Raw genomic sequence first — 12,650 nt, forward strand, 5'->3', positions numbered from 1 at the left:
GGTGAGCACGCGAAGGCCGCGGCGGCAGGAGCCGCCGCGGCCTCATGCACCGTGCCGCCTAATGGCGCACGATCGACCGCAGCAGCCTCAATGCTACCGAGAGCGAGGCCATGTCGTCGCTCTCGAGGGCGTTGACCTCTGCGAACATCGCCGCCGCGCGATCCAGCTGCTCCCGATTCGCTTCCTCCCAGACGGCGAGCCGGGCGTCCGGGGCTGCCGAATCGGGTGCGGCGTCCATGACCGAACGCGTGAAGTCAGCGACCGTGGCATAGAGGTCGTCCCGCAGCGCCGCCCTGGCCAGCGCCTGCCAGCGGTCCCGACGCGGAAGCGCGGTGATCCGCTCGAGCAGGTCGTCGACCCGGAACCGGTCGAACACCGTGTAGTAGACGGCGGCGACCTGCTCCACAGGCGACCCAGTCGACTGGGCGATGCGCGCCACGTCGAGCAGCGCAAAGCTCTCGAAGAGCTCCGCCCAACGCTTCGCGAGCTCCTCGGGCAGGCCCCACGACCGGCCCCGCTCCAGCCAGGACATCACGCGGGCGGCGTCCTGGCCGCGGAGGTAGTCGAGCAGCCGGGCGCGCAGCGTGGCCAGCGGCGGCCCGTACTGCCCGACCACTTCGGCGATGGTCTTGCCCGCGGTGCCCTGGTGCAGGAGCCATCGCACCGCGCGGTCGAGGAGGCGCCGGATGTCGAGGTGGACCATCGTCCAGTGCTCGGTGGGGAACGAGGCCGGCATGGCGTTGACGGCGTCGGTGAGCTCGTCGAGACGGTACACCTCGCGCAGCGCGACGAACGCCTTGGCGACCGCGGCCGGCGTCGCGCTCGTCTCCTCGATGGTGCGGAAGGCGAAGGTGATCCCGCCGAGGTTGATCATGTCGTTCGCCACGGCGGTGGCGATGATCTCCCGGCGCAGCGGGTGGCTGTCGAGCTCCTCGTCGAAGCGCTCGCCGATCTCGCTCGGGAAGTACTTCCGCAGCGTGTCCCGGAACCAGGGGTCGTCGGCGAGGTCGGATTCACGCAGTGCCTCGGTGAGCTCGATCTTCGCGTAGGCCGCGAGCACCGACAGCTCCGGCGACGTGAGCCCCTGGCCCTGCTCGACGCGCTTCTGGAGCTCCCCGGTGCTCGGGAGCGCCTCGAGGTCGCGCTTGAGGTCGGCCTCCTTCTCGAGCCAGTCCATGAGGCGCTCGAAGCTGGGGCTCCATTCGACGACCTTGGCACGGTCGTTCACGAGCAGGATGTTCTGGTCGATGTTGTCCGCGAGCACGAGCCGCGCGACCTCGCCGGTCATCGAGGCCAGGAAGTCGGTGCGTTCGGAGGCCTGAAGCTTGCCTGCGGCGACCATGCGGTCCACGAAGATCTTGATGTTGACCTCGTGGTCGGACGTGTCGACGCCGGCCGAGTTGTCCATCGCATCCGTATTGAGGATGACGCCCTGGAGGGCCGCCTCGATGCGTCCGCGCTGGGTGAAGCCGAGGTTGCCGCCCTCCCCCACCACCTTGACCCGCAGGTCGCGGCCGTCGACGCGGATGGCGTCATTGGCTTTGTCGCCGACCTCGGCGTTCGTCTCGGTGCTCGCCTTGACGTACGTGCCGATGCCTCCGTTGTAGAAGAGGTCCACCGGTGCGAGGAGCACGGCCTTGAGCATCTCCGCCACGCTCAGCTGCGTGGTGCCTTCAGGCAGGCCGAGCGCGGTCCGCACCTCCTCGGACACCGGGATCCACTTCGCCGAGCGCGGGTACACACCGCCGCCTGCGCTGATGAGGTCGCGGTCGTAGTCGTCCCAGGACGACCGCGGGAGCTCGAAGAGGCGACGCCGTTCGGCGTAGGAGGATGCGGCGTCGGGCGTGGGGTCGAGGAAGATGTGGCGGTGGTCGAACGCCGCCACGAGGCGGATGTGCTCCGACAGGAGCATCCCGTTGCCGAAGACGTCGCCGGACATGTCGCCCACGCCCACGACCGTGAAGTCCTCGGTCTGGGTGTCGTGGTCGAGCTCGCTGAAGTGCCGCTTCACCGACTCCCACGCGCCTCGGGCCGTGATGCCCATGGCCTTGTGGTCGTAGCCGACCGATCCGCCGGAGGCGAAGGCATCGCCGAGCCAGAAACCGTACTCCGCCGAGAGCCCGTTGGCGATGTCGGAGAACGTCGCAGTGCCCTTGTCCGCGGCGACAACCAGGTACGAGTCGTCATCGTCGTGGCGCACGACGCCGGCGGGCGGCACCACCTGTTCCCCGGCCTCGGTCGTCACCCGGTTGTCGGTGATGTCCAGGAGGCCGCGGATGAACGTCTTGTAGCTCTCGACCCCCTCGGCGAGCCATGCCGCGCGATCGGCGGCCGGGTCCGGGAGCCGCTTCGCGAAGAATCCGCCCTTGGCTCCCGTGGGCACGATCACGGCGTTCTTGACCACCTGCGCCTTCACGAGGCCCAGGATCTCGGTGCGGAAGTCCTCGCGCCGGTCGGACCAGCGCAGGCCCCCGCGGGCGACCTTGCCGAAGCGCAGGTGCACGCCCTCGACCCTCGGCGAGTACACCCAGATCTCGTACGCCGGCTTCGGCGAGGGCAGGCCCTCGATCTGTGACGGGCGCAGCTTGAGGCTGAGGTAGTTCCTGCCGAGGTAGAAGTTGGTGCGCAGGGTCGCCTCGATGAGGTTGATGAACGTGCGCAGGAGGCGGTCGGCGTCGAGCGTGGGGACCTTCTCGAGCTCTGCCATGAGCTCGGCGGTGACCTGGGCCGTCACCTGCTCCCTCTCTCCGTCCGCGACCTGCGGATCGAAGCGGGCCTCGAAGTACGCCACGAGGCGGCGCGTGACCTCGGCGTTGTTCAGGAGCGTGTCCGCGATGAACCCGAGCGAGTTCGTGTTGCCGGTCTGGCGCATGTACTTGGCGTAGGCCCTCAGGACGACGACCTGGCGCGACCTGAGTCCTTCGCGCAGGACGAGGCGATCGAGCCCGTCCGACTCGGTCTCCCCGGCGAGTGCCGCCCCGAACGCGTCGGCGAGCAGCTTCCCCGTGGCGAGCGGGTCGACGCCGGCCGGGTACTTGAGGCCGAGGTCGTACAGGAAGAACTCCCGCTCGTCGCCGGTCGTGATCTCGAAGGGTCGCTCGTCGAGCACCTCGAGGCCGAGGTTGTGGAAGTACGGGAGGATCTGGCTCAGGCTCTTGGGCTCGAAGAGGTAGAGCTTGACGCGCGCGTCCTCCTCGAGCGACTCGCCTGCCCCCTGGGGGAGGTACACGTGGACGGCAGGACGCTCGGGCGCCTCCTCGCCTTCCGCTCTCTCCGCTTCAAGGGCCGCCTGCTCCGCCGCGTAGGCCTCGAACCGCGTGAGGTCGTCGAGGGCGTCCTCGATGCTGTAGTCGATGCGGTAGGACTGCGGGAACGCCTCGCTCCACACGGCGGCCAGATGCTCGGCCTGCTCGAGGGGCCGGTTCTCGTGGAGCACCTGGGCGATTCCTTCGCTCCAGGACCTGGTGGCGGTGACGAGGCGCTGCTCGAGGGCGGCAGTGTCGATCGAGTGCAGGTCCACCCCGCCGCCCTCCGCGCTCTTGGGAAGCCGGATGCGGAAGTAGAGCCGCGCGAGGGCAGAGTCGCTCATGTGGGAGTCGTAGTCGATCGAGGACGAGTGGAACTCCCTCTCGAGCTCCTGCTCGATGCGGCGTCGCACCGCGGTGTTGTAGCGGTCCTTCGGCAGGTAGACGACGGCGTTCATGAAGCGCCCGTAGATGTCGGGGCGTAGGAACAGCCGTGTGCGTCGGCGCTCCTGGAGGCGCTGGATGCGGGTCACCGTGTTCAGCAGGGTGTCCACATCGATCTGGAACAGCTCGTCACGGGGATAGGTCTCGAGGATCGCGAGCAGGTCCTTGCCGGAGTGGGAGTCGGACGGGAAGCCCGACCGGCGCATGACCTCGTCGATCTTGTCCTTGACGATCGGGACCGTCCGGGCGGACTGGGTGTAGGCACTCGAGGCGAAGAGCCCGATGAAGCGCCGCTCGCCATCGACCCGGCCCTGGGCGTCGAAGCGCTTGATGCCGATGTAGTCGAGGTAGGCGGGACGGTGGACCGTGCTGCGCGAGTTGGCCTTCGTGATGACGAGGGCGCGCCGTTCGCGCGCATGCTCCTGGCCCTCGGCCGTCAGGTGCTGGAGCGCGTGCGCGCCGTCCCCGCGGAGCAGCCCGAGCCCGCTGCCCTCGACGAGCTCGAGGACGTCTTCGCCGTCGGCCGTCGTGAGGTCGTACTCCCGGTAGCCGAGGAAGGTGAAGTTGCCTTCCTCGAGCCACCGGAGGAGCTCCTGGGTGGGGACGAGGTCGGGGATGTCCTCGGCGCCGGCGACCGTTCCGAGGCCGTCTGCGATCTCGAGGGCCTTGGTCCGCATGGGATTCCAGTCCTCGACGGCGGCCCTGACGTCCCCGAGCACCCGCTGGATGCCTTCGATCAGTTCCGGCTTCTGCGAGGCGGAGGCCCGGTTCGTCTCGATCGCGATCCAGGACTCGATGTGGGTGGCGTTGTCTCCGTCCGCGATGAGGGCGGAGAGCAGCGGCATGGTCGCGGTGTCGCCGCTGGTCATGCCCCACTGGGCGGGGACGCGGTCGACGGCGACGATCCCGTCGTCGCTGCGGCGGCGGGTCACGACGAACATGGGGTGCACGACGAGGTGGATGGGCGCGTGCTGGCGCACGAGCTCCGCGGTGACGGAGTCGACCAGGAACGGCATGTCATCGGTGACGATGTAGACGATGCTCCGGCCGCCTTCGTCGACGATGGCGACGTTGGCGGTGCCCACGACCCGCCCCTCGGCGACCTTCCAGTGCTCGCGTGCCCGTTCCTGCAGCGTCTCCGACGGGTATGCCTGCTGGTCTTCCTCGGCCAGATGCTCGTAGTACTCGGCGAGGAACCGGGATTCCTGCTCGGCGGACGGGAAGGGGGTCTGCTGGGCAGTACCGGTCGACACGGGGCTCGCCTCCACTGGACAGGGCTGCCACTTCGCAGCGCTCTGACGACGAGCCTAGCGCGGGGCCTCTAGGCCTGCTTTGGTACCACGTCTAGCGAAACGGCGTTTTTGCTGGACAGGTGCACACACGAGCTCGGCGATGGCCTTCCGCAGAGCCGAATCGGGCGCCGATTCGAGGAGGACCGAGCCGCCAAGCAGCGCCGCGTCGGCCGCAGCGCCGTCGAACGGGATCATGGCGGCCACGGGCACGCCCGGGCCGAAGCGCTCCCATGCCTCGCGCAGCGCGCGCTCGGGGAACCGCCCGATCGAGGACTGCCTGACCTTGTTGAAGACGACCCTCGGGCTAGCGCTCGGGACGGCCTGCTCCAATTCAGAGATGGCCCGCACGAGGCGGGGCATTCCCACGGCGTCGGCTGCGCCCACGGCGAACACCCGGTCGGCAAGCTCGAGCGAGCGCAGCGTCGCCGCATTCCGGCGGGGCGCCATGGTGTCGAAGCTGAGCTCCTCGTCTGCCTCCAGGCAGAAGGACACATCCACGACCACGGCGTCGGCAACCTCGCGGCACCTCCCGATCACGTCGCCGAAGGCCGCCGCACGCAGCTCCGGCCACCGATCCGCGCGGGTGAGGCCGGTGAGGACGCGCAGCGTCCCGCCGCCGACGACAACAGGAGTCGCAATGCGCTCGAGCGCCTGGCGGTCCAGGAGCCCCTGGTCGGCGAGCCTGCAGGCCTGTGCGAGGCCGGCGGAGTCGTCGAGGAGCCCGAGTGCGGGGGCGACAGAGGCTCCGTAGGTGTCGGCGTCGACCAGCACGACGGCGCGCCCGTCCGCGGCGAGCTCCGCGGCACAGTTCACGGCGACCGTCGTCCGGCCGGGCGAGCCGATGGGCCCCCACACGGCGATCACCTCGCCCAGGCTCTCGGGGTCGCCGTCGTCCCCGCCGGAGCCGTCTGAGGCGTCCGCGACGGGTTCGGCGAGCGGGCGGGCACCGGCGACCGCGAAGGATGACAGGGACACCGGGTCCTGCGCCACCTGCTCCACTGCGCGCCCGATGAGCCGCGCGAGCTCAGGCGCGGGGACGGACTCTGGCGCTGCGAACAGGCCGAGCGCGGAGAGCCTGGCCCGCTCGGCGTCGTCGTCGGTGAGACCGACCAGGGCCACACCGACGGCGGCGAGCCGGTCCGCGAGTGTCGCGGTGATGTCCTGGGTGCCCCCCGCCACGACGGCGGCCCGGGCGAGACCGGTCTGGCAGGCAGCGATGAGCTCGGAGAGCTCGCCGCAGCGCCTCACCACCGTGACCGGCCCGTGGAGCCGCTCGAGCGACCCGACGAGCTCGGCTTGGCCGGCGCCGATGGTGACCACGGGAATGCTCATCGCGTCCCGCCCGCGGGATTCCACACGAGCGAGACCTTCGCCTCGTTGGCCTGGGCGCCGAGGAGCTTGGGCAGTCTGGCGTCGTCGACCAGCACCAGCACGCGCGTCTCGCGGCTTCCGCCGAGCGTCGAGGTGGCGGCCTCGCGGTGCGCGATCTCGGCGCCCGGAACCAGGAGCACAGGTTCCGCGAAGCCGTTGCGCCCATCGGGAAGAGCGACCCAGATGTCGACCCGGGTCCCCGGCTGGGCTTCCGCGGGCAGCGAATCCCCTGCGCTGACGGAGACGGGCTTGCGGTCCACTGCACGCGGCTCACCGAGGCTCGACGCCGGGACGAGATCACCCTTCGCGACGCGCTGCAGCGCGACACGGCCCTCGGGAGGCGCGCCTGCGCGGAGGTATCGGCCTTCGGCGTCGCCCAGCCTGACGTCGACCTGCTCGAGCAGAGTCGCGTCGACCGGCTGTCCGACGGCGATGTCCTCCTTCGCGGAGTAGACCGGGACGGTCACATCCGCGGCGTCGACCAGCGCGACGACTCCGGCGGTCGACGCCAGGACGAGGAGCAGGCCCACCAGGAGCCGCGGATCCTTCCACGAGGGCCGCGACATCCTCGCTCCGGGTGGGTTGGCGGCTGGGCTCCTCGAGCCTGACGGCGTTGTGGTCATGGCAGCGGACATCGAGATCCCCCCTCGAACGCGGGCCGCACCCCGGCCCCCCGGCGACATTGTGTCCGGCGGGCGGCGGTGCGCCCAAGTCACACCACGCCAAAGGGGGTCAAACTGTGGATAACTCCACCAACGAGTGTTGAACCAGTCCCGGCGGTGGCAGAATGTGACCATGCCTCGTTTCCTGACGCTCGCGGATGTGTGCGAACAGCTCCAGATCAGCTCGGCGCAGGCGTACGCGCTCGTGCGCAGCGGCGAGCTCAAGGCCATCCAGGTCGGCGGCCGCGGACAGTGGCGGGTCGAGGACGTCAAGCTGGAGGAGTACATCCAGGCCAGCTATGCGAAGGCCGAGAAGATGCTCGCCGAGAACCGTCGCTCGCACAGCGCAGGCTGACCCGACGTTCGCCGCGCCAGCCGCTCAGCCGCCGGACCGCACCGCCAGTAGCGCCGCGAACGGGATCAGCAGCGTGCGCGGCTGCCGCTCGTCAGGCGCCTCCGCACCGTCGGCGCGCGTGACCTCGAGGTAGTCCCCGCCGACGACGTCGATCCTGCCGGTGACCGTCCAGGGATCCGTCCTGCCCACGTCCACCATGCAGCCCACCACCACGCGGTCGCGCGCGAGCGCACGCAGCCCTGAGGACAGCGAGAGGGAGCGGCGTACGGCTGACTCCTCGCGCGCGGCACGCCGTCCCACGCCTGCGACTGTGGCGACCGCGTGTGCCGGAATCAACAGGCTCCGCGGTGGATCCTCCAGAACGAACCACGTGTCCGCGATCTGGCTGACCTTGCCCCGGCACCTCGTCCCGTGGCGCAGGAGGACCTCGACCGGCCGCCCCGCACCAGCCCGCAGCCGGTCCGCCAGGAGCACCGCAGACTGCTCGGCGCGCGCTCTCTCCGCGACTTCTGCCTCCAGATCGAGGTGCCCCGCCGCGGCCATCTGCGCTTCGAGGTCTGAGAAGAGGGCATCCCACCGCATGCGTCAACCCTAGAGAACGCACCCCCCGCTAAGCAATTGCCCTCGTATCCCGCCATCACTGGACAAAGTGTTCTGTTCGTGATCAAACTGGATCTAACGACATCAAACTGGATCCAACGAGCCAAGCGCCTATGTGGGGGAAGACATGGAGAACACGCAGCGTCAGCAGGTCATGGCAGACGCACTGACCACCGCGGCAGTACTGGTCCTGGCGGCCGTGCTCGTCGTCGCAGGCACGATGCTTGCGGGAAGTCTCGCGCCGGGCGCCTCCGGTGACTGGCTGCGGATCGCACCGGACGCGTTCGACGGCGGCACGCTCCCGGGCTTCGACGTCCTCCTCGGGCTCCTCGCAAGCGTGGCCGGGCTCGCGGCGGTGACCTGGTGGCTGCTCTCCATGGGCTTGGCCGTCACGGCGGCCCTGCTGGCTGCCGCCGGCGCGCCGCGCGCGTCGGGGATCACTGGGGCCTTCGCGCCGGCCTTCATGCGCAGGCTTGCCCTTGCCGTGCTCGGCCTCAGCCTTGCGGCCGCGCCTGCCGCGCACGCGGACACACTTCCCGATCCGACATGGCAGCCGTCGGTCTCGGTTCCCGAGACGCTCGCTGCCACACCCCACGCGTCCGCGGCCGCTGGCGCGGAGACTCCAGCAACACAGTCTCCAGCAGGACAGACCCCAGCAGCAGAGACAGCACCGGCCGAGGCGGCACCTGCGGAGACGACAGCCGCCGAATCCGCCCCCGAGCCGACGCCGCTCCCGCAGCCCGGCTGGACACCGTCCGCTCCCCTGGCCCCGACGGGCCTGCTGATCCAGCAGCCCGCCCGGGGAGCAGAGGCCGCGGGGATGACGACTGTCGAGGTCCGCCCCGGCGACACCCTCTGGTCGATTGTGGCAAGGCATCTCGGGCCGGGTGCCACGGAACTCGACATCGCTGCCGCCTGGCCCGACTGGTACGCGGCCAACAGGGGTGCGATCGGGGACAGCCCGCATCTCATCCTGCCGGGCCAGCTCCTCACCGCACCGCACTGAGACTCCTCGGCTCCGACGCTACCGGGACCCGAACCGCGCACACGAACGTCCCGCAACCACGCCGCCGACCTGCAAAGGAAGCACGCCATGACATCACTCGCCGTCGTCGCCGGCTCAGCCGCGCTGGACGAGAAGACAGCACCTGACTCTCCCGGACGCGCTGGTCCGTCGGCGCCCCGCCGCTCCTCGGATGCCGAAGCCGGGGACCCTGCCGCCGTGGTGGTCCACGTCGTCCCGGACGGACCGCGCACCGCTGACGTCCTCCGCTTCCACAGGCCGCGGCGGGAGCGGTCGGCGACGCCGGGACCAGACGTCCGGACCTCCGGGAACACGGCGCTGGCCCCCGAGCAGGCGGAGCGCCAGAGGCCACCTGCGAGAGCGCTGCGCGCAGTGGCCCAGCCTGACGAGGCCGGAGAAGTGCGACACCTCGCCGCCTCGATCACCAGGGCCATCATGGAAGTCCTCGCGGGGGTGCGCCCGCTGCAGCAGCTTGTGCCGTGGCTCCACAGGGACCTGCTGGCGCCCATCGAGTTGCGCAGTGCCCTGTCGCGTCCCCGGCCGGCCCCAGGCCCGCGACAGGGACGCGACAGGGACGCCGCCCGGACAATCCCACCGAAGCTCGCCTTGGCACACCGCGCGGTGTCCGTGCGCTCTGTGCACGCGGCCCGGGTGGCGCCGGGGATCTACGAGGTCGCGGTCGTCGTGGTCGACGCCCTCCGCTGCAGGGCGGTTGCGCTGCGCCTCGAGTCGGGCGACGGGGCCGGGTGGCAGGTCACCGCGCTCGAGATCGGCTGAGACGGGCCCCAGTCGCCACTTCGCGCTATTCGGCCAGCCAACGACGACGCCGGCCCTCCCCCACTGAAGGGGGAGGGCCGGCGTCGTGCGTCTGCGCAGCGGCCCGCTAGCGGCGGCGGGACCGCCGGCCGGGGCCGCCCTTGGCCGCGGAGCGGCTCTGGCCTGCCTGCGGCCGGGTTCCATCTCCGCCGTTCTGGCCCGCACGGGCGGCGCGTGCCTGCTCGACGTGGGTCTCGGTGGAGCCGTCCTCGGCCGGGGCGGAGTACTCCAGCTGCACGGGCCGGGCCGGCGCCTCGAGTCCCGGGGCTTGGACGGGCTGTCCCGCGGGGGCCGCTTCGGCAGGCTGGACCTCGAGGTTGAACAGGAAACCGACGGACTCCTCGCGGATGCCCTCCATCATGGCCTGGAACATGGCGAAGCCCTCGCGCTGGTACTCCACCAGCGGGTCGCGCTGCGCCATGGCGCGCAGGCCGATGCCCTCCTTGAGGTAGTCCATCTCGTAGAGGTGCTCCTGCCACTTGCGCCCGATGACAGACAGCACGACGCGGCGTTCGAGGTCCCGCATCATCTCCGAGCCGAGCTTCTCCTCGCGCTGGGCGTAGACCAGCTTCGCGTCGGAGAGGATCTCCTCCTTGAGCATCTCAACCGTGACGCGGGGCTTGCCGCCCGCCTCGTCGATGATGTCCTGGGGAGTGAGCGTGATCGGGTACAGCGTGCGCAGGTTGGACCAGAGGGCATGGAAGTCCCAGTCATCCCCGTTGCCCTCGGCAGTCGCGGCGTCGATCATCGCCGTGATCGTGTCCTCGAGGAAGAACTGGACCTTCTCATGGAGGTCGTCGCCCTCGAGGATGCGGCGGCGGTCGCCGTAGATCGCCTCACGCTGGCGGTTCAGGACGTCGTCGTACTTGAGGACGTTCTTGCGCTGCTCGGCGTTGCGGCCCTCGACCTGCGCCTGGGCCGACTGGATCGCCCGGGAGACCATCTTGGACTCGAGCGCGGTGTCGTCCGGAAGGCTCGACGCCATGAGCCGCTCGGCGCCGCCCGTGCCGAAGAGGCGCATGAGGTCGTCGGTGAGCGAGAGGTAGAAGCGCGACTCACCGGGGTCGCCCTGACGCCCCGAGCGGCCGCGGAGCTGGTTGTCGATGCGCCGTGACTCGTGCCGCTCCGTTCCGAGGACGTACAGTCCGCCGAGCTCGAGGACCTCCTCATGCTCGGCCTTGACCGCCTGGTTGGCTGCCTCTAGGGCGGCTGGCCACGCGGCCTCGTACTGCTCGGAGTTCTCCTCGGGGTCCAGGCCCTTGGCCGCAAGGTCCGCGACAGCCATGAACTCGGCGTTGCCGCCGAGCATGATGTCGGTGCCGCGCCCTGCCATATTGGTCGCCACGGTCACGGCGCCCTTGCGCCCGGCCTGCGCGACGATCGCGGCCTCGCGCGCGTGGTTCTTCGCGTTGAGCACCTCGTGGCGGATACCGGCCTTTGCGAGCGACTTCGAGAGGTACTCGCTCTTCTCGACGCTCGTGGTGCCCACCAGGACTGGCTGCCCGGTCGCGTGGCGGCGCGAGATGTCCTTGACCACAGCCTCGAACTTGACGACCTCGTTCTTGTAGACCAGATCAGACTGGTCGATGCGGGCCATGGGCTTGTTGGTCGGGATCGGCACCACGCCGAGCTTGTACGTGCTCATGAACTCGGCCGCCTCGGTCTCGGCGGTTCCGGTCATGCCGGAGAGCTTGTCGTAGAGGCGGAAGTAGTTCTGGAGGGTGATCGTGGCGAGGGTCTGGTTCTCGGCCTTGATCTCCACGCCCTCCTTGGCCTCGATGGCCTGGTGCATGCCCTCGTTGTAGCGGCGCCCGGGGAGGATACGGCCGGTGTGCTCGTCGACGATGAGGACTTCGCCCTCGAGGACCACGTAGTCCTTGTCCCTCTTGAACAGTTCCTTGGCCTTGATGGCGTTGTTGAGGAACCCGATGAGGGGGGTGTTGGCGGACTCGTACAGGTTGTGGATGCCGAGGTAGTCCTCGACCTTCTCGATCCCGGGCTCGAGGACGCCCACGGTGCGCTTCTTCTCGTCGACCTCGTAGTCGCCCTCGCCGAGGCGGAGCGCGATCTTGGCGAACTCCGAGTACCAGCGGTTCGCGTCGCCCTGGGCGGGGCCGGAGATGATGAGCGGCGTGCGCGCCTCGTCAATGAGGATCGAGTCGACCTCGTCCACGATCGCGAAGTGGTGGCCGCGCTGGACGAGCTCGTTCTTGTCCCAGGCCATGTTGTCCCGGAGGTAGTCGAAGCCGAACTCGTTGTTGGTGCCGTAGGTGATGCCGGCGTCGTACTGCTTCTTGCGTGCCGCGGGGTCCATCGAGGCGAGGATGCAGCCGCTCGAGATGCCGAGGAAGCGGTAGACGCGGCCCATCAGCTCGGACTGGTACTCCGCGAGGTAGTCGTTCACGGTCACCACGTGCACGCCCTTGCCGGTGAGGGCATTGAGGTAGGCCGGAGCGGTCGCCACGAGCGTCTTGCCCTCGCCGGTCTTCATCTCGGCGATGTTGCCGAGGTGCAGCGCGGCACCCCCCATGAGCTGGACGTCGAAGTGACGCATGCCGAGCGTGCGCCCGGCCGCCTCACGCACGGCCGCGAAAGCCTCGGGCAGCAGGTCGTCGAGGCTCTCGCCGTCCTCGTAGCGGGCCCGGAGGCGGTCCGTCTCGCCCCGGAGGTCGCCGTCGCTCAGTCCGCGGAACTCATCCTCGAGCGCGTTGATGGCGTCAGCATAGACGCGCAGCTGCTTGAGCGTCCGGCGGTCACCGGTGCGCAGGAGTTTCTCGAGAAGGTTTGCCACGTGGCGTTCGCTCCCTTGTCAATGGCGTGGGCCGCAGCACGCGCGCGCTG

The 12,650-nt window shown here is 69.8% G+C and carries 8 protein-coding genes; 3 read left to right on the top strand and 5 right to left on the bottom strand.

What is annotated here, in order from left to right; genetic code table 11:
• Positions 1-58: 58 nt before the first annotated feature.
• The 3 genes from CGQ25_RS10140 to CGQ25_RS10150 are packed head-to-tail and all read right to left on the bottom strand — an operon-like array spanning position 59 to position 6,918.
• Complete coding sequence (locus CGQ25_RS10140; RefSeq protein WP_208709359.1) at positions 59-4,942, bottom strand: NAD-glutamate dehydrogenase; 4,884 nt, start codon at positions 4,940-4,942, stop codon at positions 59-61.
• Positions 4,943-4,996: 54 nt separating this feature from the next.
• Positions 4,997-6,313 carry a P-loop NTPase gene (locus CGQ25_RS10145; RefSeq protein ID WP_208709361.1) on the bottom strand — a complete coding sequence of 439 codons (1,317 nt, stop codon included), beginning with the start codon at positions 6,311-6,313 and terminating at the stop codon, positions 4,997-4,999.
• Entirely contained in the window at positions 6,310-6,918 is a 609-nt protein-coding gene (locus tag CGQ25_RS10150) for an SAF domain-containing protein (RefSeq protein WP_208709363.1), read from the bottom strand. Before CGQ25_RS10150 ends, CGQ25_RS10145 begins: the two co-directional genes overlap by 4 nt.
• 229 nt (positions 6,919-7,147) lie before the next feature.
• On the opposite strand from CGQ25_RS10150, the gene CGQ25_RS10155 reads away from it, so the two are divergent.
• On the top strand, positions 7,148-7,369 hold the full coding sequence (locus tag CGQ25_RS10155; protein WP_208709365.1) for a helix-turn-helix domain-containing protein: 222 nt from the start codon (positions 7,148-7,150) through the stop codon (positions 7,367-7,369).
• 24 nt (positions 7,370-7,393) lie between these two features.
• Here the strand turns inward: CGQ25_RS10155 and CGQ25_RS10160 are convergent, their stop codons facing one another.
• Complete coding sequence (locus tag CGQ25_RS10160) at positions 7,394-7,951, bottom strand: hypothetical protein (RefSeq protein ID WP_208709367.1); 558 nt, start codon at positions 7,949-7,951, stop codon at positions 7,394-7,396.
• A 145-nt stretch (positions 7,952-8,096) separates the two neighbouring features.
• On the opposite strand from CGQ25_RS10160, the gene CGQ25_RS10165 reads away from it, so the two are divergent.
• The gene (locus tag CGQ25_RS10165; RefSeq protein WP_208709369.1) at positions 8,097-8,975 is read left to right on the top strand and encodes a LysM peptidoglycan-binding domain-containing protein; all 879 of its coding nucleotides are present in this window, start codon (positions 8,097-8,099) and stop codon (positions 8,973-8,975) included.
• A gap of 87 nt (positions 8,976-9,062) precedes the next feature.
• Positions 9,063-9,770, top strand: a complete 708-nt coding sequence (locus tag CGQ25_RS18300; protein WP_222703644.1) for an Rv3235 family protein — start codon at positions 9,063-9,065, stop codon at positions 9,768-9,770.
• A 106-nt stretch (positions 9,771-9,876) separates the two neighbouring features.
• Here CGQ25_RS18300 and secA read toward each other — a convergent pair whose 3' ends face one another.
• Complete coding sequence (gene secA / locus CGQ25_RS10175; RefSeq protein WP_208709371.1) at positions 9,877-12,600, bottom strand: preprotein translocase subunit SecA; 2,724 nt, start codon at positions 12,598-12,600, stop codon at positions 9,877-9,879.
• Positions 12,601-12,650: the final 50 nt, after the last annotated feature.

This window comes from Sinomonas sp. R1AF57, from assembly GCF_002224485.1.
Lineage (GTDB): Bacteria > Actinomycetota > Actinomycetes > Actinomycetales > Micrococcaceae > Sinomonas > Sinomonas flava.

Bases quoted from the DNA above. Each gene is read 5' to 3' on its own strand.
- CGQ25_RS10165 (WP_208709369.1), top strand. From the start codon at position 8,097: ATGGAGAACACGCAGCGTCAGCAGGTCATGGCAGACGCACTGACCACC.
- CGQ25_RS10145 (WP_208709361.1), bottom strand. From the start codon at position 6,313: ATGAGCATTCCCGTGGTCACCATCGGCGCCGGCCAAGCCGAGCTCGTC.
- CGQ25_RS10150 (WP_208709363.1), bottom strand. From the start codon at position 6,918: ATGTCGCGGCCCTCGTGGAAGGATCCGCGGCTCCTGGTGGGCCTGCTC.
- CGQ25_RS18300 (WP_222703644.1), top strand. From the start codon at position 9,063: ATGACATCACTCGCCGTCGTCGCCGGCTCAGCCGCGCTGGACGAGAAG.
- CGQ25_RS10155 (WP_208709365.1), top strand. From the start codon at position 7,148: ATGCCTCGTTTCCTGACGCTCGCGGATGTGTGCGAACAGCTCCAGATC.
- CGQ25_RS10160 (WP_208709367.1), bottom strand. From the start codon at position 7,951: ATGCGGTGGGATGCCCTCTTCTCAGACCTCGAAGCGCAGATGGCCGCG.